The organism is Thermincola ferriacetica, from assembly GCF_001263415.1.
Classification (GTDB): Bacteria; Bacillota; Thermincolia; order Thermincolales; family Thermincolaceae; genus Thermincola; species Thermincola ferriacetica.
This window is the reverse complement of sequence record NZ_LGTE01000001.1, coordinates 177,642-198,220: the sequence shown is the minus strand read 5'-3', so window position 1 is coordinate 198,220 and position 20,579 is coordinate 177,642. Positions and strand designations below refer to the sequence as shown.

20 protein-coding genes are annotated in these 20,579 nt (G+C 45.7%); 3 read left to right on the top strand and 17 right to left on the bottom strand.

Features of this window, described 5'->3' with window-relative positions; all coding sequences use genetic code 11:
• Positions 1–182 precede the first annotated feature (182 nt).
• From Tfer_RS00950 to Tfer_RS00885, 13 genes are all read right to left on the bottom strand, one after another.
• Positions 183–941 carry a class I SAM-dependent methyltransferase gene (locus Tfer_RS00950; RefSeq protein ID WP_052216481.1) on the bottom strand — a complete coding sequence of 253 codons (759 nt, stop codon included), beginning with the start codon at positions 939–941 and terminating at the stop codon, positions 183–185.
• The gene (locus tag Tfer_RS00945) at positions 928–1,929 is read right to left on the bottom strand and encodes an oligopeptide/dipeptide ABC transporter ATP-binding protein (protein ID WP_052216480.1); all 1,002 of its coding nucleotides are present in this window, start codon (positions 1,927–1,929) and stop codon (positions 928–930) included. The genes Tfer_RS00950 and Tfer_RS00945 overlap by 14 nt, the downstream gene beginning before the upstream one ends.
• Positions 1,922–2,956: an ABC transporter ATP-binding protein gene (locus tag Tfer_RS00940; protein ID WP_052216479.1), complete on the bottom strand. Its 1,035-nt coding sequence runs from the start codon at positions 2,954–2,956 to the stop codon at positions 1,922–1,924. Before Tfer_RS00940 ends, Tfer_RS00945 begins: the two co-directional genes overlap by 8 nt.
• A complete protein-coding gene (locus Tfer_RS00935; RefSeq protein ID WP_052216478.1) occupies positions 2,926–3,783 on the bottom strand; it encodes an ABC transporter permease in 858 nt (285 codons plus the stop codon). The genes Tfer_RS00940 and Tfer_RS00935 overlap by 31 nt, the downstream gene beginning before the upstream one ends.
• 6 nt (positions 3,784–3,789) lie before the next feature.
• Positions 3,790–4,767, bottom strand: coding sequence for an ABC transporter permease (locus Tfer_RS00930; RefSeq protein ID WP_052216477.1), 978 nt, complete (start codon positions 4,765–4,767; stop codon positions 3,790–3,792).
• Complete coding sequence (locus Tfer_RS00925) at positions 4,767–6,353, bottom strand: ABC transporter substrate-binding protein (RefSeq protein WP_152908934.1); 1,587 nt, start codon at positions 6,351–6,353, stop codon at positions 4,767–4,769. The genes Tfer_RS00930 and Tfer_RS00925 overlap by 1 nt, the downstream gene beginning before the upstream one ends.
• A gap of 38 nt (positions 6,354–6,391) precedes the next feature.
• Positions 6,392–7,978, bottom strand: a complete 1,587-nt coding sequence (locus Tfer_RS00920) for an ABC transporter substrate-binding protein (RefSeq protein WP_013120112.1) — start codon at positions 7,976–7,978, stop codon at positions 6,392–6,394.
• 468 nt (positions 7,979–8,446) lie between these two features.
• Positions 8,447–8,641: a CooT family nickel-binding protein gene (locus tag Tfer_RS00910; protein ID WP_013120111.1), complete on the bottom strand. Its 195-nt coding sequence runs from the start codon at positions 8,639–8,641 to the stop codon at positions 8,447–8,449.
• 3 nt (positions 8,642–8,644) lie between these two features.
• Positions 8,645–9,064, bottom strand: a complete 420-nt coding sequence (locus Tfer_RS00905) for a DUF3842 family protein (protein ID WP_013120110.1) — start codon at positions 9,062–9,064, stop codon at positions 8,645–8,647.
• Positions 9,065–9,086: 22 nt separating this feature from the next.
• Positions 9,087–9,392 (bottom strand): PDGLE domain-containing protein, encoded by a 306-nt coding sequence (locus Tfer_RS00900; protein WP_052216474.1) that lies wholly within the window; start codon positions 9,390–9,392, stop codon positions 9,087–9,089.
• 11 nt (positions 9,393–9,403) lie between these two features.
• Entirely contained in the window at positions 9,404–10,042 is a 639-nt protein-coding gene (locus Tfer_RS00895; protein WP_052216473.1) for an energy-coupling factor ABC transporter permease, read from the bottom strand.
• 241 nt (positions 10,043–10,283) lie between these two features.
• Positions 10,284–10,736, bottom strand: coding sequence for a hypothetical protein (locus Tfer_RS00890; RefSeq protein WP_052216472.1), 453 nt, complete (start codon positions 10,734–10,736; stop codon positions 10,284–10,286).
• A 114-nt stretch (positions 10,737–10,850) separates the two neighbouring features.
• A complete protein-coding gene (locus Tfer_RS00885; protein WP_052216471.1) occupies positions 10,851–11,333 on the bottom strand; it encodes a hypothetical protein in 483 nt (160 codons plus the stop codon).
• Between the two features lie 288 nt (positions 11,334–11,621).
• On the opposite strand from Tfer_RS00885, the gene Tfer_RS00880 reads away from it, so the two are divergent.
• A complete protein-coding gene (locus Tfer_RS00880; RefSeq protein ID WP_052216470.1) occupies positions 11,622–14,696 on the top strand; it encodes an FAD-binding and (Fe-S)-binding domain-containing protein in 3,075 nt (1,024 codons plus the stop codon).
• 180 nt (positions 14,697–14,876) lie between these two features.
• Here the strand turns inward: Tfer_RS00880 and Tfer_RS00875 are convergent, their stop codons facing one another.
• Together Tfer_RS00875 and Tfer_RS00870 are read right to left on the bottom strand one after the other, a co-directional pair.
• Complete coding sequence (locus Tfer_RS00875) at positions 14,877–16,673, bottom strand: ATP-binding protein (protein WP_052216469.1); 1,797 nt, start codon at positions 16,671–16,673, stop codon at positions 14,877–14,879.
• A gap of 1 nt (position 16,674) precedes the next feature.
• Positions 16,675–17,367 carry a response regulator transcription factor gene (locus Tfer_RS00870; RefSeq protein WP_013120103.1) on the bottom strand — a complete coding sequence of 231 codons (693 nt, stop codon included), beginning with the start codon at positions 17,365–17,367 and terminating at the stop codon, positions 16,675–16,677.
• Positions 17,368–17,538: 171 nt separating this feature from the next.
• On the opposite strand from Tfer_RS00870, the gene Tfer_RS00865 reads away from it, so the two are divergent.
• Positions 17,539–17,973 (top strand): YckD family protein, encoded by a 435-nt coding sequence (locus Tfer_RS00865; protein ID WP_052216468.1) that lies wholly within the window; start codon positions 17,539–17,541, stop codon positions 17,971–17,973.
• Between the two features lie 114 nt (positions 17,974–18,087).
• Here the strand turns inward: Tfer_RS00865 and Tfer_RS00860 are convergent, their stop codons facing one another.
• Both Tfer_RS00860 and Tfer_RS16255 read right to left on the bottom strand, forming a co-directional pair.
• Positions 18,088–18,924, bottom strand: a complete 837-nt coding sequence (locus tag Tfer_RS00860) for a hypothetical protein (RefSeq protein ID WP_052216467.1) — start codon at positions 18,922–18,924, stop codon at positions 18,088–18,090.
• 81 nt (positions 18,925–19,005) lie between these two features.
• Positions 19,006–19,170, bottom strand: coding sequence for a Flp family type IVb pilin (locus Tfer_RS16255; protein WP_152908933.1), 165 nt, complete (start codon positions 19,168–19,170; stop codon positions 19,006–19,008).
• Positions 19,171–19,385: 215 nt separating this feature from the next.
• Between Tfer_RS16255 and Tfer_RS00855 the strand changes: the two genes are divergently transcribed.
• A complete protein-coding gene (locus Tfer_RS00855) occupies positions 19,386–20,399 on the top strand; it encodes a LysM peptidoglycan-binding domain-containing protein (protein ID WP_052216466.1) in 1,014 nt (337 codons plus the stop codon).
• Positions 20,400–20,579 lie beyond the last annotated feature (180 nt).

Sequence of the window (20,579 nt, the reverse complement as noted above, 5' to 3'; positions counted from 1 at the left end):
CCCAACTTCTGTGAGCCGAACTAAAACCTTCATGGTCCTAATCTTTATCAATCTAATTTTTGTTTTCTTCTATATTCAAAATTGTCTTAAATGGCCAATTGTTAACCTTCACTAATTCCTCCAGGTCATAGGCGAATAGGCCGGAAATCCCCTTCGCCTCCTCCATAGTCCCATTGTTTCGGTTATTTTTTCTTGCCCACTATCAAATAACGCTTATGGCTATATGCTATTCTGTACCTCTGCGGCATAGCCGCATTTTCTGCCCTTTCAACGTTGCTCATATCAACTATTTGCACATCTTCGACACCTGCTTCCCGCATTAGCCTGATAATTTCTTCCGGCGGCACATCGCCGTAAAGTGGCAACTGCTCTTTTATTTCGTTGGAATAACCATCCTTCCACGGGTTACGACGCTCAGCAAGCATAATCATGATATTGCCTATCAGTCTCCTTGCCTTTGCCGGCAGCCCTATACTTCCCCATACCCCGTTAATGACAACCAGCTTACCGCCAGGTTTGAGCACCCTTAACCATTCTGTAAGCGCTTTTTGGGGGTCGGGCAAAGTCCACAGTAAATGCCGATTTGCCACTACATCCATACAGTTATCAGGCAAAGGCAGCGCCTCGGCATCACCGAAATCAAATACCGGCCGGTTTTTCAAGTTTGACCCTTTCTTTTTCGCCTGTTCGAGCATTTTAGCCGAAATATCCAGACCGGTGCAGTTATGCCCCATTTCGGCCAAAAGCAAGGCCAGAAACCCGGTGCCTGTTCCCACATCGAGAATCCGGCACGGCGTGGTGCCTATCGCCGTGGCCAGCACCTTTTTCCACGCCTCAACTTCAGCATGGCTCTTTACCCCATGGGCATACTGTTCATCATAAGAAACGGACCAGTGATTCCACTGTTCGGCAATGTAACGCTTGGCCTCAGTCAGCTCCATTGCCCACCCTCCTTCCCACGGAAATATTAAAACAAGCAACTTGTTGTTCCCCGTTAATATGCAACAACTCAGGTTTTTCATCACTGCACTTTTCAATAACATGCGGACAACGAAACCTGAAAGTGCAACCCGGATCCTGCCAGTCAGTCGGAAACCGGGAGTTTTCATCTTCACCTTTGTTCGTCTCATAAATGTTTTGGTTGGTTCTAAAACGGGGATGTTTAACAGGAACGGATGATAGCAACAACCTTGAATACGGATGCACTGGCATATTGATGCTTCTTTTGGGCAGAATCTCAACCACCCGGCCCCTGTACATTACCGCTATCCGGTCTGATAAAAACTCCACCGCCCTCAAGTCATGAGAAATAAAAAGATACGCCAGCCCATAACTAAGTTTCAGCTTCTTCAGCAGGTTCAGAATTTGCGCCTGTACTGACACGTCCAGAGAAGATAATGGCTCATCAAGTATAATCAGGCGCGGATTTAGGACCAGCGCCCTGGCGATGCCGACCCGCTGCCGCTGTCCGCCGCTTAATTCACCGGGGTAACGGTCCAGGAAAGTTTCATCCAGTTCGACAGCTCGCAAAACTTCTTTTACTCTCTCCCGAGCAGTTTCTTTGTTTAATTTTTCATAATTAAGCAAAGGTTCGCTGACTATCTCTTCCACGGTAAACCTGGTATTAAATGATGACAAAGAATCCTGCAATACTATTTGCATATTTTTTCTGTGCATGCGCAGTTGCCTGCCAGATAACCGGGTCAGTTCCCTGCCGTCGAAGAAAACCCGGCCTGAATCCGGCCGTTCCAGCAATAGCGCCACCCTACCCAGGGTACTTTTGCCGCAGCCGCTTTCTCCCACCAGTCCCAGTGTTTCACCACTTGCTACAGCGAGGGAAACCCCGTCCACGGCTTTGACCTTTTCCCGCCCAAAAACCCAGCCTCTGCCCACTGAATAGTATTTGTATACGTCACGTAATTCAAGCACCGGCTATCTTCCTCTCTTCACTTTGCGTATGCCAACAGGAAACCCTGTGTTCCGAAGTCTCCGGATATAGTTTAGGTTCACTATGCACACACAGGCCGGATGCTTCCGGGCAGCGCCCGGCAAAAGAACAGCCCGGCGGTAAACCGGCCATGTCGGGCGGCTGGCTGGGAATTGTTATGAGCCAGCCGTCCTCCTTCGCTGGGTTGATTGAAGCCAGTAAAGCCCTGGTATACGGGTGTTGGGCATGGTCAAAAATGTCATATACACTGCCAGTCTCCACAATCCGGCCGGCATACATGACCGCTACCCGGTCAGCCAACTCGGCAACAACCCCTAGGTCATGGGTAATCAATATAATGGCACACCCGGTTTCTTTGTTTAACCGCCGCAATTCAGTCAAAATACCGGACTGTACTGTAACATCCAGCGCTGTTGTCGGTTCATCGGCGATAAGAACCTGGGGATCCATGGCCAAGGCAATGGCAATCATCACCCGTTGACGCATGCCACCACTTAACTGGAAGGGGTATGACTTAAACACCCGTTCCGGCTCACGCAGACTTACCGCGGATAACATATGCAAAGCCTTCTGTTTTGCTTCATAACGGGAAATTCTCTTATGTGCCAGCAGCGCTTCGGTAAACTGCTGTCCTACAGTATATACCGGGTCAAAGGAAGTCATAGGGTCTTGAAAAACCATGCTGATTTCAGCGCCCCTTATCCTGCGCATTTCATTTTCCGACAGGTTAAGCAAATTCACCCCGTTCAATAAAACCTGCCCGCTTTTGATGTATCCCGGGGGTTCGATTAACCGTAAAACAGACCTGGCCGTAACGCTCTTGCCGCAGCCGCTTTCACCGACAACAGCCAAAACCTCTCCCTTATAGAGAGAAAAACTAACATCTCTGACAGCTTTTATTTCTCCGATCGCCGTTAAAAAACTTGTGCTCAGGCCATTTACCTCTAAAATCGGCGTGATATTTTGACTTTCCTTTATCAAGCCGCCTTCTTTAACATTTTTGGCCATTTATTGACACCTTCCTTTACATTCATCGGCAACAGCATGTGCTGCAGCCCGTCACTGGCAAAGGTGATAGCCAGTACCGTGCATATTATCATCGCTCCTGGAAAAACCGGAATCCACCAGGCCCCGGCCAGGATCTGGTTTTGCCCCCCGATAAGCATATTCCCCCAGGAAGGCTGATGGGGCGGGATACCAAGGCCCAGGAAACTGAGCGATGCTTCGGAAAGAATAGCATGTCCCACTCCCACTGTGGCCATAACTATAATGGTTGGCGAACAATGGGGTACCAAGTGGCGGAGGATAATTTTCCAAACCGGGGTACCGGCGGCTTTGGCAGCCAGGACAAATTCCCTTTCTTTCAGGGACAATACTTCTGTCCTGACCAATCTCGACATCTGCATCCAGGTGGTAAAACCGATTACCAGTACCACATTTGTCAGGGATGGCTTGGTCATAGACTGGATTACCAGCATAATCAACATGCTGGGTAAACATAACAGGGCATCAATAATCCTCATTAACACCCGGTCAATCCATTCTCCAACATAACCGCTTACGGCGCCGTACGTAACCCCGAGAACAGTGGAAACAGCGACAGAAGCCACCCCCACCAGCAGGGACACCCTCCCCCCGTATAACAGGCGGGTCCAGATATCCCGGCCCATTTCATCGGTCCCCAGCCAGTTGCCCTGTCCGGGCGGTTTCAATGTTTTTGTCAGTTCAACCGCGGTAGGATCCTTGGCGGTAAATAAAGGGGCTCCGATTACCATAATCGCCATTACCATCAATACCATAAAGGATATAACTGTTACAGTCTTATATTTTGACAAACCGCATCACCTGCTTTCCGGCCTGGTTTTCAGGGCAATCCGGGGGTCCAGCCAGGCACAGAACAGGTCGACCACAAGGCTGCCTCCTACAACCAGGGCGCCGCTGAACAGGATTGTACCCATTAAAACCGGGTAATCCCTGTTATTGGCGGCTTCCACAGACAACATCCCCAGGCCCGGCCAGGCAAAAATTGCTTCTGTTACAACAGAGCCGGCCAGCATGATGGAAATGGATACACCAAGGTAGGTAACGAAGGGAATCATGGCATTGCGAAGTATATGCCTGGCAACAATTACGCTGTTTTTGATTCCTCTTGCCTTAAGCACCGTAACAAAATCCTGTTCTTTGGCAACGGCCACACTGCCCCTTAAAAGTCTGATATAGTAGCCCAGATGGGTAAAGGATAATACCACCGCCGGAAGGATTAAATGCTTCAAAACATCGGGAATACTGAATTTGGTTCCGATAGAGGTCATCCCTGACGAAGGAAGCCATTTTAATCCGACACTGAACACCAGTATCAGCATCATGGCAAACCAGAAACCCGGAACCGACATCAAGATAAAAGATACTGTTGTACTCGCATAATCAAAAAATGAATACTGGCGCATACCGGCATATATCCCGACAACCAGGGTCAGGCCGATAATAATCACCGTCGCCGTGGCGCTTAACAGCAATGTCCCCGGAAACCGCTCCAATAGCATGGTCTTAACATCCCGGCCGGTCATAAAAGAACGGCCCATGTCACCTTTAAGCACATTGAAAATCCATTTATAATACTGGACAGGCAACGGCCGGTTTAAACCCAGGTTTTCCCTGATCCGCTCCCAGTCCGCCGGCCGCATCTTTTGCACCTGGTCCCCGTACAGGGCCATGGCCGGGTCACCGGGAGCCAGGTGAACCAGGCCAAAGGCCACTATACTGATGATAAACAGCACGATAATACTCTCGGTTAATCTGGAAACGATATACCGTCCCATTATTGTTTGTCCCACTCCTCGATGTTCCAGAGGAACCCGGCACCATGATGGCCCAGGGTACGGGTCTTGATTCCGGTAATGTTTTTATTAACCCCATACAGAGCATCCAGATATACAATAAAGTTGTAAGGTGGGTCGTTGGCCAGTTCCTGCTGGAACTGCCCGTACAGTTCTTTACGCTTATTTTTATCTACTGTCGTCCTCGCTTCTTCAAGAAGTTTATCAACCTTGGGATTGCGGTAAGACATGTGGTTATTACCGCCATTGGCAATCTGGCTGGAGTGGAATAGTTTATAGGTATGGTCATCGGGGTCGAACGGACTGCCCCAGCCCAGGATAAATGCTTCACACTCTGGGATTTTAATAACACTCCAGTCCAGCGGTTCCGGAGTGGCGGCGATACCGATTTTCTTTAGTTCGGTAACCAGGGCATTGGCAATGCTCACCCTCACCGGATCTGTTACCGGACAGGTAATTTTAAACTCAAACTTTTTACCGTTCTTCACCAGGATGCCGTCCGGCCCCGGTTTCCAACCCGCTTCGGCCAGCAGGACTTTAGCCTTATTCAGGTCGTAATCATACTTTGTCACATTAGGATTATTTGCCCAGCTTAATTGCAGAGGGCCATACGCGACCTGTCCCTTGCCCTTCAGGATACCATCAAGCACGGCCTGGCGGTCAATAGCATAATTTACGGCCTTACGCACCCTGACATCCTGCCACAACGGACTTTTCATGTTGTACATCATTACCCGGTAATCGGCGGTTGGTACCTGATAAACTTTAATTCTATCTACCTTTTGCATTCTTTCAAGCTGGTCCGGTTCCAGGTAGGCCAGGTCGATTTCGCCGGTTTCCAATTGCAGCGCCCGCACGTTGGGATCAGGCAAAAACTTGAAGATTACTTTATCCAACTTGGGCCTGCCGTTGTAGAAACTGTCATTGGCTACCACCGTAAAGGCTTTACCCCTCTGCCATTCCTTAAATTTAAAGGGACCTGTGCCAACAGGATTATTGTTAAAATCGGCAGAGTTAATATCCTTCCCTTCCAGCAGGTGCTTTGGTACTATCCCTATACTAAGTTTGTCCAGCAGCGGCGGGAAGGGTTTGGCCAATTTCAGTTCCACAGTATAATCATCTATGACCTTGACTTCTTTAACCTGTTCAAATTCAGACTTCACAGGAGTATTTGTTCTGGGGTCCAGGATCGTGTCCAGGGTAAACTTGACATCACCGGCATTGAAAGGTTGTCCGTCATGCCACTTCACATCTTTACGCAATTTGAATGTATATGTAAGACCATCGGAAGAAATACTCCATGACTCAGCTAAATCCGGTATCACTTCATTTTTTTCGTTAAATTTGGTCAGACCGGTAAAAATCAGGTTATCAACATTAGTGGTCGCCAGTACCGGATTGACCTTGTCATATTCAAACTCCGCGCCGTAAACTAACACTTTTTCTTTGTTTTCCGACTGTTTACCGGTAACGGCTTTTTCACTTTTACCCGCGCATCCGGCAGCCGCAACAGTCAACATCACGAGCATTAATACCATAAGTGCGGCCAACACTCTTCTTATTTTCACCTTTATCTCCTCCCAGCGCTTAATAATTAAGCTTGCGCTTATAGTTGCCCGTTATTTTTGTCCCACTCCTGGATGTTCCAAAGGAACCCGGCCCCATGATGGCCCAGGGTTTTAGGTTTTATGCCCGTAACATTTTTATTCACTACCCACACGGCATCCAGATAGACCAAAAAGTTATAGGGCGGGTTTTCAGCCAAACGCTTTTGGAACTTGCCGTACAATTCTTTTCGCTTGTTTTCGTCCAGGGTAGTCCTGGCTTCTTCCAGCAACCTGTCAATTTCCGCATCCCTGTAAGCGCCCAGGTTCCAGCCGTTTTCAATCTGGCTGCTGTGGAACAGCTTATATGTATGGTCATCAGGGTCAAAGGGACTTCCCCAACCTAGCAGGAATGCATCCACTTCCGGCCACTTAAAGGTCCCCCTGGCCCTGGGATCAGGAATGGCCTCGACCCCAATCTTTTTCAATTCAGTGCTTAAAGCATTGACAATAGCAACCCTGATGGGGTCATTATTAAAAGTAGTCAAACGGAAAGAAAATTTCTGCCCGTTTTTTGTCAAAATCCCGTCCGGTCCCGGTTTCCAGCCGGCTTCAGCCAGTAATGCTTTGGCTTTCTCCGGGTTATACCCGTATTTTTCCACATTCTCGTTATTGGCCCAATTTAACTGCAGAGGTCCATATGCCACCTTACCGTGACCCAGCAATACTCCTTGCAGGATATTGTCCCTGTTCACAGCGTAATTGATGGCTTGGCGAACTTTTACATCTTGCCAGAGGGGTTTGCGGAAGTTGTACATCATTGCCCTGTAGTCAGCCGTGGGGATCAGATAAACTTTGTTTTTTTCGCTTTTTTCAACCCGGGCTAACTGCTGGGGTTCTAGCAAAGCCACATCAATTTCGCCGGTCTCTAGCTGTATCGCCCGCACATTCATATCGGGAATAAATTTAATGACAATTTTGTCAAGCTTGGGTTTTCCCCCATAATAACCGGTATTGGCCTGTAGTGTAAAACTCTCCCCTTTTTTCCACTCCGCAAACTTAAAGGGGCCGGTTCCTATGGGACCGGAATTAAAATCAACACTGTTTAAATCCTTTCCGGACAGAATGTGGATTGGCACTATCCCCCGCGTAAGGTTGTCCAGGATAGGCGGAAACGGTTTTTTCAGCGAAATTTTCACAGTATAATTGTCTATCACGTCCACACTCTTGATTTCTTCAAACTGCTCTTTAATAAGAGAATTGTTCTTTGGGTTCAGGATACTGTCAATGGTAAACTTGACATCGTTTGCGGTAAAAGGCTGGCCGTCATGCCATTTGACATCCTTCCTCAAGTGAAAGGTGTAAGTCAAATTATCGGAAGAAATATCCCAACTGGTAGCCAAATCCGGCACAGGCCTGTTGTTTTCGTCAAACTTGGTCAAACCACTGAAAATCATGGTATCGACCGGGCTGTCATCCAAAACGGGATTAATTTTTTCAAATTCCGATTCGGCGCCATATATTAAGGTTTTACCGGAAACAGATGTTTTAGATGCCTCTTTTCCTCCCTGGCTGCCGCAACCGGCTGCAATTACCACCAAAACAACAAACACTAAAATCAAAGACAACGATCTTTTCATAATCTTCATTACCGGTTTCTCCTTTCCTTAACCTTTTATTAATTCCGGATTGACTAAATACCTTATAACGTACTATCACCTCCGCTGAGTTTTTTCAATTTTCAATAAACTTATCTCAAAAAGAAGGGGAGCGACAGGAAGGACATAAATGCCTCCTTGTCAAGCAAATAAAGTCGTTGGAGGTTTTATACATAATTTCCAGCTTAAATAGTTTTTAGGAAAACTTGGGTAAAAAAGATCCCCGGCAGGGAGAAGTGCCAGCATCCTCCCTGCCAATCGAAAGGAGGTATAAAAAAACAATATATTATTAAGGAGGTTAATTCCGGTCCTGCCAAGGAAACCGGAAAATCTATGACAAAAACAAAATGACCATAAAGTGCCTGTGCGGCTTCTTTTCCGCAAGACAACCTTCATGGCCATCCTTCCACATTTCTATAATTTTTTCACAAATTTTTTCACAGCAATTATCTTGCCATCTTACTGTTCGGTTTTCTCAATAATTATTTTGTGATCAACCAGAGCCATTTCCACAATCTTTCCCTTAATTATCTTCCGTTGACCGAAAATATTTTCCAGCAGCAGCTCATCCCCATTGGGTATCACTTTGTCTACAGAAGATAAGAGCAATTCTTCATTATCCCTGGTTCTTATATATGCATTGGCTTCACACATTGGTCATACCTCCTTTTCAATGATTGACTGCAGTTGTTTGACCAAACAATCTGCCATATGGGGCAGGGGTTCGGTTTTTGCGCCGACAATTGTAATGCGCCCTCTGTTAATAGGAAGCAATACTTTAGCCGCACTGCTGTCGGCCACAGCGGCTGCCATTGCCGGGGTAAGTTCACCCAACATTGAATTGGCCGCCAGTATGGCCACAGTACCGACTATAATATCTACTTTGCCCATGCTGTTAACGATGGCATTTTCACCTGTAGCGCCTTCGTCGGCGCCTGCCTTCAACATCAGCGCCGTCGCAGCCGAATTGGTACCGAAAGCCCATATTTCAACCTTATCGCCAAAGGCCTTGCGAATTTTTTCCACTAATACCCTGCCTATTCCCCCGCCTTGTCCGTCAATAACAGCAATTTTCATCCAGGGCCTCCCTACCCTTGTTTTATTCTATTTTCGAATTTTTTAACTTCCTTGTGGTTGCCAGTTTAGCTACCCCATACATTAAGCCAAAAGTCAAAATTGTACCGATAACGCCGGCAGCGCTGCCGGAAATCTTTTCATTTCTTATCCAGGGCACTGTGTAATCGGGCATCGGCGACTGAATAACTTCTTTCCCCTCAGCTTTATGCAAAAAACCTTTGTCTTGCGCCACTCTTTCCAGACCGTCGGGATGGGAAGAAGCAAAAGGTGAAAGAAAAGCAGCAACCGCCAGAGCAAACAACAAGGCAATAATTATTTTCTTAGACATAACTTTTCACCTCACACACTTTCAGTCTGGCTTACTATCTCAGCTTTAACCTGAGTCAGGTATCCCAAAACAACGGTAGTTATTATACCTTCTCCTATACCTATCAGCGCATGCCACCCGGCCATCGCCGGCAAGCCGACCTGCATGGGTATGGTTCCTGAAAGAGCCAGCAGGACAGTACACACCAGAGAAGCAACAAATGTCGAAGCCCACGAAGCCACAAAAGAAGCAATTAAAAACCTTGTTTTTGTCGGCGCGCCGCCGGCAATAATTCTGTAAAGGCCATATGCCACCCAGGGCGCTACAATACCCATCAGCAGAATATTGGCACCCAGTGCCGTCACTCCGCCGTCCAGGAAAAAGAAACATTGCACAATCAGAACTGCGCTCATTATCAGGGTAGCTGCCCAAGGTCCCAGAGTAATAGCCGCCAGCGCCGCCCCGATTAAATGGCCTGATGTTCCACCCGCAACAGGAAAATTGACCATCTGGGCAGCAAAGATAAACGCTGCCATAACACCCATTTTCGGTACCATCCGTTCATTTAAAGTTTCCTTGACTTTTTTTGCCGAGTAGAGAAGACTGCCACCGCTTATAGCATAAGCGCTTAGCCATGTTTTGGTATCCAGAAACCCGTCTGGAATATGCATAATAACTACACCTCCGTTGATTAATAAATAAAAAAGCCACGAAAGTATCTAACCGGTTCATCCGGTAATGACCTTCATGGCCTCCTGTTCAGTATCAACAATGTCTGTTCTTCACCCATGCAAAATTGCCTTCCTGGCAATCATATCAATGCAACATGTGCTAAGAACTTTACCCTTTACGTATTTAATTCTACAACAAATAATCAAGTCCTGCAAGATATTTAAAAAATTTTTTGAAAACTTATTCAGTTTCCCGCACACTGTATTTAACGTAATTTTTTATAACAAAGGCAGTGGTCAGGCCAAAAGATATATGGATAAGCAGCATAAAAAGATTATCAATAAACTTGTCCTTGATGGGTAGGTTTAACAACCTGGCAATCATACCACATACTATAAACCATGCACCAATACCAAATAAAAATCCCTTCAGCAAGACAAAACGGTATTTCGTGATTTCCAACAAAAAAATAAATATCACTCCCAGGATGGAGCCACAAATCAAATGTATGATAAACCCTGTTACATTTCCCGTTACAGTGCCCAGTTCAACATCTGTTGAAACTATGGCAGAAGCAGCAAGTAACAGATTTGTCGATACACCTGGGATCAAATTCACCAGGTAATCCAGCCCGACCATTACCAGAGACCCGGCGAGTCCGGCAACTCCCCCTGCTATTAATCGATCCTCCATCCAATTCACCTTCCAACCAATATTTTTTGTAGAAAGGTGAAAGTTATTCAAACCGGGACAGATATTTGTCGCTTTATTTGCGAATTCCGTAAATTTCTCCTTAAACTTTGCGTATTAAATGCCCTGGCGGTCAGAACCACATATTTTTTTAATCGGGCAATTTTCCACGCCCAAAAGCCCGCATATTTTCGTAAGGATAATCCGTAAAACCGCCACATAAACAATGCCAGTCAAAAAGACGAAGTAGTAATACACTGCTGAAACATCGGTCACAGTGATCTTTGGCAAAAATATATGGCTGTACTCGGAGAGGTAAATTGCCGGGAAAAACACCTTCTTAAACAAGTCAAAAAACATGGTCAGAGCTGCGGCAAGGGCGCCGCCGGTGATGGATAAGCCGAAATAAACCAAAGAACCCCTGTTATGATACCACCTGTAAATATAATAGTGAACGATGGCTAAAACACCAACCAGAAAACCTATCGCCGGAATACCGAAACTGAACTCAGCCAGGTAAATCAACAGTGGAATAAAATAGAGCATAGTACCTAGCTCCAGAAGAAAAACAATAGCGCTGAATAACTTGGTCTGTTTCAATCAAACCCCTCCAAAGCAAATCTACTGTTATACTGATTAGTGACTTATTTTCGACATTTTTCATCTTATTCCTCTTCTCCTTAAAAACAAGACCAAATTTTTCTTAACAGTAATATTTTTGGTATTTATTTCTTTTTTACTTTATTTATCAAGTCAAGGGAATAAAATCTTCCTTTCTAAAAGTGTTGCATATTTTTTGTATTTGCATTATAATAGAAATACCCCAAGGGGGTAATGGTATATAAATTTTTATTGTTATATTTGATCATACTTAAGGAGGTCTTTCTCATGAAAAGCAGGCTGGAAAAAATTTTTCCCGGAAGAGTATCTTTCGATCTTGTAGAAAGGACGCTCTATTCCCACGACGTGGCTAACCTACCCGCAGCAGTCGAAAAGATGGTCCTGAAAACTGCCGATGCCGTTGTACAACCTGTTTCAACTGAAGAAATTGTGGAGTTGGTTCGCTACGCCCGGGAAAAGAAGATTCCTTTAGTTCCCCGCGGCGCTGCTACCAGCGGCTACGGCGGAGTTATCCCGATTAAGGGCGGTATTGTTGTGGCCTTCACCAGGATGAATAAGGTTCTTGGTATAAATAAGGAAAAGAAAACCGTTACTGTGCAACCTGGCGTAATCTGGGAAAAACTTGAGCAAGAGCTGCAAAAAGAAGGCCTTTCCCTCAGGCTCTATCCTTCCAGCGCCCCCGGCGCCACTGTTGGTGGCTGGCTCGCGCAGGGCGGCTCCGGTATAGGCAGCTTCGAGTACGGATTTATCGGTGATAACATTGTCGAAGCCAAAGTGGTCATCCCTTCCGGCGAGGTAAAAACATTTAAAGGCGAGGAAATTGCGCTAATTAACCAGGCCGAGGGCATCACCGGATTTATCGTCGAAGTTACTCTCCCTGTCCGTGACTTGTCGGAAGAAAAACTTATTCTCGCCGCCTTCGATGATTTCCGCCGGTTAGTGGCAACCATTAAAGAAATTACGGCGGCTTCCCTCCCTGTGTGGCATATCAGCTTTACCACAGCCGATTTCATTAAGAATAAAGTCGATGCGGTGGAAACTGCCTCCCAATATAACATTGAAGGCGTTCATGCAGAAAACAACAGGGAAATTACTCACCCACCACACGGCAAACACCTGCTTATGGTCGTCTACCCTGGTTCCCGAGAAAGCATGGTAGCTGACAAGCTTGTTTCCATTCTTAACAGTTCAGGCGGAGAAATACTGCCGGATAAGGTAGCCCAACATGAATGGTCTGAGCGCTTCTATACCATGCGCGTGAAAAACCTGGGCCCGTCCCTGATACCGAGTGAGGCTATCATTCCTTTAGATACCATCGCCGATGTGGTGGAGGAAGCGGGTAAAAAACTTGAAGGCATTTCCATCGAAGGTAGTCTGGTAAAAAAAGACAGCGTTACCCTGTTAGCCTTCCTGACCGGTGATGAAAGGACCGCCGCTTACAACATCGGTTTTGCGAAATCTCTTGTTATGATGGAGATTGCCAAGGCTCACGGAGGTCGCACTTACTCCACCGGTTTATACTTTACCGATGAAGCGGAAGAAGCCCTGGGTAAAGATGTATTCGAAAAAATGTCAGCATATAAAAAAGCCGTTGACCCTGATAATATCTTTAACCCCGGTAAGGTTCTTTCCTCCACAGGCAACCCCGTTCTTCTGAGGACTGCCATGAAAGCAGCCAGGGCCACCGAACCGTTATTGAACATTGCGGAAAAGTTTTTAAGCGATAAACCCAAAGTAAAAAAACGTTTAGCCGAAGTTATGGCGCGCGCTTCCTTTGCCTGCGCCCAGTGTGGGTACTGTGTGGATACCTGTACCTTGAACATGGGCTTTGGCTGGGAAAGCTCAACACCACGGGGCAAGTGGTATATCCTGAGAGAATATCTGAAAGGAAACCTGCAGTTGGACCAAAAAACAGTGGATATGTTCCTTATGTGTACTACCTGTAAACGCTGCAACCCTGTTTGTCAGGTTAACCTGCCCATTATGGAACTTTGGGATGCCTTCAGGCCTATGCTGGTTAACGACATGGGCTTCTCCACCTATAACGGTTTTGAAATGATGGCTGCCAGCGTGGAAAGTGACCTGAACATCTGGGCCGGCCGGAGAAATGAAAGGGATGCGTGGATACCGAAAGATATCGAAATTAAGGATAAGGCTGAAATAGCTTACTGGGCCGGTTGCACCGCCTCCCTGGTTACCACAAATACGGCGGTAGGCGCTGCCAGAATCCTTAAAGAAGCCGGCGTGGAATTTACCACTCTGGGCAAAGACGAGGGCTGCTGCGGAACGCCAATGCTGGTGGCTGGTAAACTGGACACCTTTGAGTTTATCTTCAGAAATAACATTGAAGGGTTGCTCAAACGCGGGGTCAAAGAAATTGTTATTTCCTGCCCCGGCTGTTATATGGCCTTTGCCCACCAGTATCCCATTTGGGCGAAAAAGCTCGGTTACCCTTATGAATTTAAACTAAAACACATCTCTGAAAAAACGGAAGAACTGATTAAAGAGGGTAAACTGAAATTTAAAAAGCCGGTCAATAAACGGCTGACCTGGCACGATTCCTGTCATATCGGACGCCATAGCGGCATCTATGACGCTCCACGGAATGTGTTGAAATCAATTCCCGGCGTTGAATTCGTTGAAATGGAGCATCACCGTGAAGATGCTTTGTGCTGCGGCAGTGTGTTGACCAGGATTGCCGCGCCGCCAGTAGCAGATAAGCTTGGCGATATGCGGGTACAGGAAGCTGTTGATGTAAAAGCTGATGCCATGATAGCTACCTGTCCGTGCTGTGAAGTACAACTGCGTGCTTCCGCAAAACATGCCGGCAAAGACATGCCGATTCTTGATTTCACCGACTTCATCCTGGAGGCTTTGGGATACGAATACCAGGACAGTTCAGAATACACCCTGTACATGTGGAGCGTTTTCGAAAAAGCCCTGGAAATAATGACCGTCGATGGCATAGTGGATATGATGGCCGATATGATGCCGGAAATCATGGCGGCAATGCCTTCTTCCATGCAACCGATGATGAAGGGTATGGAATCCCTGCCCGGCCCCGTACAAGGCCCGGCCCTGGCCATGATGGAAAAAATGATTCCTACCCTGATGCCCATGCTACTGCCGCAAATGATGCCAAAACTTATGCCAAAAGTGCTTGAATTGATGAAACAGTATATTCCGCATATGCCGGTTCAGATGGAAGAAAAGCTCCCGACTATGCTGCCTAAGGTAATGGAGAAAATAATGCCGGCTATGCTGCCGCAGGTAGCTCCCAAACTGGCGCCGAAGATGACCGAGTATATGAAAAACGCAAAAACAATGAAGAAAGCTATGTAATATAGCAAATTAAAAAAAAAGAGGGTATATTACTTCCGCCCAAGGACGAAATCTCCTCCGGCAACCGCTCCCACTATTTGGACCGCGGGCCGGAGGACAATTTTAGTCCTGCTCCGGAATAATACGCCCTCCTGCCATTCTGATTGCTTTTTAATTTGACTGGCGCTGTATTAATACAAATCATGATTCAGCCAGGGGAAACACTATTTTAAACGTGGTCCCCCTGCCCAATTCACTTTCTACCTCGATAGTCCCGTGATGCAGTTCCACAATCTGCCTGGCTATGGCTAAGCCCAAGCCCGTGCCGGCCCCTGTCCGCGTACGTGATTTATCCACTTTATAGAACCGCTCCCAGATGAAAGGGATATCTTCCTTGGGTATCCCCTTGCCTGTATCGGTGATGGCTATTTCTACACCTTTGAGGCCCACATCGCCTACGGAAACGAAAATCTTTCCACCGGCGTCGGTATAACGCACAGCATTATCCAGAAGGATTATCAATAATTGAACAAGCCGGTCCTCATTACCCATGATATAGGGGATATTCTGCGGAATATCCAGCTCTACGGCAATGCCTTTGATATTAATCTGCGGCTCCAGTTTTTCAACAGTGCTCCTAATAACTGCTCCTACATCAAGAGGTTCCAGTTCAAGGGATATTTTCCCCGATTGCAGGCGGCTTAAATCCAGTAAATCGTGAATTAACCTCTCCAGCCGCTGGGTCTCTTCCCTTATTATATTATGATACTTTTGGCGGATTTCCGGATCTTCAACAGTACCGTCCGACAACGCTTCGTTGTAGCCCCGGATGGCAGTTAACGGAGTTCTTAATTCATGGGAAACATCACTGACAAAGTCCTTACGCATCTGTTCAAGTTTCTCGGCTTCACTGATATCCTGCAGAACGCAAACGGTGCCGGAAATATTTTCCCGACTGTCCTTGATAGGAGAAGCCAGGGCCAGGACAGTAATATTCTCTTTTTTTAAGGTGGCCGATTTACCGATTCCCTCTTCCAATACCTTTTGAATAATTTCGGCGACCCCACCGGAACAACATTCCTTTATATTCCGGCCAATGGGGTCCTCGGCAAACTGCATCAGTTTTCTGGCCATGGTGTTGACACGTACCACAGTTCCCGTCCTGTCTGTGGCAATAACACCTTCCCCCAATGACATGATGAGGGATTCTATTTTGCTTTTTTCCTGGTGTAGGGCATCTATGGTTTCGGAAAGCTTGTCACCCATGTAGTTGAAAGATGCAGCCAGTTCCCCCACTTCATCACTGGACTGCACTTTGACGCGCGTCTGGTAATCGCCCTTGGCCATGGCCAGGGCAGCAGCCGTTATTTGATGTAAAGGATTGGAAATGGCCTTGGACAAATAAACGGCCAGTAACCCGGCCAATATAACGGCTACCAGTGTCGCGATAATAAGAAAAGTATAGACCTTTTGCAAAGTGACTGTAACTCCCGTTACCGGGGCATGTAAAAAAACAGCCCCGATAACCTCATGCCTGCCGGCCGCACGGTCAACAATAGGCACAGCTACAGATACCATGGGCTCGGTGAAATGTGGGGACTCCCCTACCTGTTTTACCGTTTCACCGTTAAGTACCCGGTTTGTTTCCTCGGGTGGAAGTTGAAAACCCTGCCGCATCATCATCCGGCCCCGACCACACTGGCTTCCCCGGGAAACCATGCGGATAAGTCCGTTCTTGTCAACCACCCATACACGGGCGTCAACAAATCGTTCCAGGCTGTTGATTATATACCTGGTTGTATCCTCATTCAGTTCTCCTTTCAGGTATTGGGCGGTAATACTGCTGATTTCCTGTCCCTTGGTAGTCAGTTCGTCCTCCTTCGTATTCAGGAAATAGTTTTTCATCAACTGCGACAAAAAAACGCCCAATACGGCAATACTTATTAATATTACCACCAGGTGAGTAACCATCAGTTTTTTAAATAAAGTCTTGCTCACTTTAACTCACCTCAAATTTATACCCCACGCCCCAAACGGTCTTAATATCAAAAGATGTGCTTTCTTCAGCGGAACCAATTTTTTTTCTGATTCTTTTTATGTGAGTATCTACTGTCCTGCTGTCACCAAAATAGTCATAGCCCCACACTTTTTCCAACAGTTGCTCCCTTGTATACACCCGGCCGGGATTACTGGCCAGCAACCATAGTAACTCAAGTTCCTTAGGGGTAAAAGGAATCTCCCGGCCTTGGAGTTTGACGGTAAAATCCATAATGTTTATTTCCAGGCCGTTATATTTCAGTACCTGCTGTTTTCCGGAATCTGTGGAAATATCGCTTACCCTGCGCAAAACAGCCTTGATTCTTGCTACCACTTCCCTTGGGTTAAAGGGCTTCGTTATATAATCATCGGCTCCCATTTCCAGGCCAAGGATTTTATCCATATCTTCGTCCTTGGCCGTCAGCATAATAATTGGTACTCTGGAATGCATCCTTATTTGCCGGCATACTTCCAGCCCATCTATTTCCGGCATCATCAAATCTAATACAATCAGATCAGGTTTTGTGCTGTTGGCTTTATCCACGGCCTCCCTGCCATTCTCAGCAAAAAATACCTCGTATCCTTCCTTTTGCAGGTATATCTTTAACAGCTCAATGACGTTCGGGTCGTCATCAGCAACGAGTATTTTGCTCATACCTACACCTCCAAAAGTTTGTCTGATTAAATTATATCAGATTCAACCGGGAAAAATAAAAAAACTTCATTTGTTCACAATAAGTTCACATTTGTGTCCTAGATTTGTCAAATTAAAGAGTTATACTCAAATCAGAAATAAAACTTGAGCCCATGAAAGGTGGTGACAAAAATGACAGCCAGAAAAATGCTTATCGCTGTTGCAGCCGTACTCTTAGTAGCTATGATAGTTCCGGTGGCATTTGCCGACACCACGCCTGCTCCCACCACCTCCACTTACCCGGGAGCCCTGACCAAAGAGCAGGTCGAGCAGGTTAAACCGATCCTGGATAAGATGCTGGAATTGAGGAAAGAGTTGCTGCAAAAATACGTAGATATGGGCAAAATCACCAAGGAAGACGCTGACGCCCGCATTCAGTGGATGGAACAAAACCATAACGCCCGTATTGAAAGCGGTTATGTACCTGGCCTTGGCATGGGCAGAGGCAGAGGTGTTAGAGGTTTCGGTGGAGGTTTCGGCTGTGGAGGCTACGGCTGCGGCGGAGCCGGATGTGTTTACTATGGCAATCCTCCATCTGCTCCGGCGCCCACTACCAACCAGCTTTAATTTGATCACAGCTTATTTAGCAAAACAGGATTTGCACAAAAAAAGAACGAGGTTATCCCTCGTTCTTTTTCGTTATAGCACCGTAGTGGTGAAACAATCGTTGTTCCGCAGCGGTCAAAATTGTTGTTCCCCATTTGGCGAGTATTCACAAACCACTGTAAAGGTGTAGTTGTTTTTGGCAGCCTTGGTCAAAGCAGCAGCATAATCCTGGAACTCATAAACAGCATTATAGAAGCGGTTGGCCATTATTTTATCTTTCAGGCGTAAATCATCCAGTTCCATTTTGGCCACATCGTAAAATAAAGAGAAAAAAGAAGCCAGCATAACCAGAGACCGGTCTCCCAATGTTCCCGAAAAAAAGGCATATTGAAATATATCATCGGTCGATAAATTATTTTTGCAAAAAATCCATTTACCGCCCCAGGAATATTCTATTCCTTCGGATAGCTCGAAATAGACAGGGTATCTCTGCCCGCTGCCTACCGGTTCCGTATAACATTTACGCATTTGTTTTATCTGCTGGGTATTAATAACTTTGCAAGCTAATTCTTTGATAAAATAACCGGCGGCGTCCTCCCAGTGGTTTTCGATAACCAACCGAACTGTATGGTATAAAACATACTCCACTTCTTTTTCAACAGGAAATTGAATTTCCCCACAGCATCCGCATTCGCGCTGGAAAATATTGACTGGGCACTTGTTGCAGAAATTTTTGTACTTAAGCAGGGGAAGTATGTACTCGCGCATGGCGGCAACGGTAATGGATTCTGTTTTGATTACTCCATCCTCTAAATGGTCAACAATAAAACGTTTTGTTTCACTTACAGGCATAAAGGTACTCTGGTCAACTACATCTAAAATTGATTTAATTTTTCTTAATTTAAAGATTTCTTTCAAAGGGATTTCCTCTTTTAACCTGCATGGCCTGTCAATAACATACTGAATTGACATTTAAGCTGCCCCCAAATAAAATCTGCTTTCATTAACATTAAAAATAAGCCGGGTTCCAAAGGAATCCGGCTCATAAAGGTTTTACTGGTTAATTTGGGCGGAAGCATTACTGAACAGATTGGAAATGCGAAAACCGAAAGACAATAAAACTGCTGCAACTGTAACAACTATAAGGCTTAATACCAGGGCATATTCGGTCAAACTTTGTCCGTTTTCCTCAACAAGAAACCGGGTAACCGTTAACATAATCACTGCCCCCCTGACAATTTCATCTGTTTTATATTTCTACAAATTGTCTTTTTATCCTTCTTTATAACAAAGCATATTAATCATATTCACTGTTTGCTTATTAATTAAATATTGCTCTTTGCATCTATTTAGCAGGAAAAAAAAGCACTTCCTCGAACAAGTTATTTAAGATTGGAAAACTTTTTCACTTTATTGACAATGAGGTGGAACCGATGGATATACGAATAGAGTTGTCCCCCAAGGTGAAGACTTTTCTCCAAACTCCCCCTAAAGACAAAACGATTGTTCAGGGAGGAATTTTAATCGGTAACATTTCTGTGCAGGATGCGTATGTTACAGTTTGTGCTGAAGATTTTATCGCAGCAAAAATAACCCATGATTTTGTTGAGGAAGTGAAATTCTCGGCCAACTTATGGAAAGATATGTACCAACAAAAAAGCACCGATTTCCCCGCCAAAAAAATAATAGGTTGGTACCTATTCTCAACAAAGGAAACACCTTCTGATAAAGAAAAAGAAATTCATCGGCGTTTCTTTACCGATCCTAACCAGGTCTTCCTAATTTCTACGCCACAGCAAAGCATCAATGCTTTCCGGTATGAAAACGCCGGCTTTCTTAAATGCCCCGTCGCTGAAACCTTTGACAATCATATTAATGCCGTCGATGACCTTGCATATACAATTGAAAACAAACCAATCCCACAGGACAGGCCGGGTAGGATTCCACTTGCCCTGAAAAAGATTTTAGCCTTTACCGCTATTTTTACCATCTGCTTGCTCAGCGTCATGTACCGGGACTTAACAAAGCCAGTAAGAGAAGATAATGTTGTTCAGGATGAAAGGCCCCGGATAACCGCCAGTAACACAGATGAAACCAGGAAAGCAGGTCAATCAGGGTCCCGGAAATCTTTGCCGGTAGCAGACAACAGCTCCACACTAACCCATAAAAAAGCTTCCGAGGCATCTTCTGAAAAACCAGGGACCACTTCATCGTCTACTCACGAAATACCTTCTGAGTCTGCCGTTCCGCCTGATTCCATTGCAGGTAAACCCTTTACCCCGGAGGGCGGCGCCACATATGTTGTACAAAAAGGCGATTCCCTGTGGTCCATCAGCGAAAAGTACTATGGTACCGGCTTTAGTTTTTATAAAATCATGCGGGAAAATAAAATAATCAACCCAAATACCCTGCATGTAGGTCAGGTATTAATTATTCCAAAAGAGTAAAAAGCTGCAACTTATTGTTTTTGCCATTTTTAATTTCTTAAATCACATGCACAAAAAAAAGCTTCGCTCTATAGCGAAGCGTTGGATATTTAAAATTAAAAATTAAGCTTTTTTGTATTCGCTCTCCCTATTAACAAAACAGCCAAAAGTGAGAAAAAAGTAACAATGACACCAAAAACC

What these genes read in the sequence shown, in the direction of transcription:
- Tfer_RS00950 (WP_052216481.1), bottom strand. Translation starts at nt 941, where the DNA reads ATGGAGCTGACTGAGGCCAAGCGTTACATTGCCGAACAGTGGAATCAC.
- Tfer_RS00940 (WP_052216479.1), bottom strand. Translation starts at nt 2,956, where the DNA reads ATGGCCAAAAATGTTAAAGAAGGCGGCTTGATAAAGGAAAGTCAAAAT.
- Tfer_RS00930 (WP_052216477.1), bottom strand. Translation starts at nt 4,767, where the DNA reads ATGGGACGGTATATCGTTTCCAGATTAACCGAGAGTATTATCGTGCTG.
- Tfer_RS00920 (WP_013120112.1), bottom strand. Translation starts at nt 7,978, where the DNA reads ATGAAGATTATGAAAAGATCGTTGTCTTTGATTTTAGTGTTTGTTGTT.
- Tfer_RS00910 (WP_013120111.1), bottom strand. Translation starts at nt 8,641, where the DNA reads ATGTGTGAAGCCAATGCATATATAAGAACCAGGGATAATGAAGAATTG.
- Tfer_RS00905 (WP_013120110.1), bottom strand. Translation starts at nt 9,064, where the DNA reads ATGAAAATTGCTGTTATTGACGGACAAGGCGGGGGAATAGGCAGGGTA.
- Tfer_RS00900 (WP_052216474.1), bottom strand. Translation starts at nt 9,392, where the DNA reads ATGTCTAAGAAAATAATTATTGCCTTGTTGTTTGCTCTGGCGGTTGCT.
- Tfer_RS00895 (WP_052216473.1), bottom strand. Translation starts at nt 10,042, where the DNA reads ATGCATATTCCAGACGGGTTTCTGGATACCAAAACATGGCTAAGCGCT.
- Tfer_RS00890 (WP_052216472.1), bottom strand. Translation starts at nt 10,736, where the DNA reads ATGGAGGATCGATTAATAGCAGGGGGAGTTGCCGGACTCGCCGGGTCT.
- Tfer_RS00880 (WP_052216470.1), top strand. Translation starts at nt 11,622, where the DNA reads ATGAAAAGCAGGCTGGAAAAAATTTTTCCCGGAAGAGTATCTTTCGAT.
- Tfer_RS00870 (WP_013120103.1), bottom strand. Translation starts at nt 17,367, where the DNA reads ATGAGCAAAATACTCGTTGCTGATGACGACCCGAACGTCATTGAGCTG.
- Tfer_RS00865 (WP_052216468.1), top strand. Translation starts at nt 17,539, where the DNA reads ATGACAGCCAGAAAAATGCTTATCGCTGTTGCAGCCGTACTCTTAGTA.
- Tfer_RS00860 (WP_052216467.1), bottom strand. Translation starts at nt 18,924, where the DNA reads ATGTCAATTCAGTATGTTATTGACAGGCCATGCAGGTTAAAAGAGGAA.
- Tfer_RS16255 (WP_152908933.1), bottom strand. Translation starts at nt 19,170, where the DNA reads ATGTTAACGGTTACCCGGTTTCTTGTTGAGGAAAACGGACAAAGTTTG.
- Tfer_RS00855 (WP_052216466.1), top strand. Translation starts at nt 19,386, where the DNA reads ATGGATATACGAATAGAGTTGTCCCCCAAGGTGAAGACTTTTCTCCAA.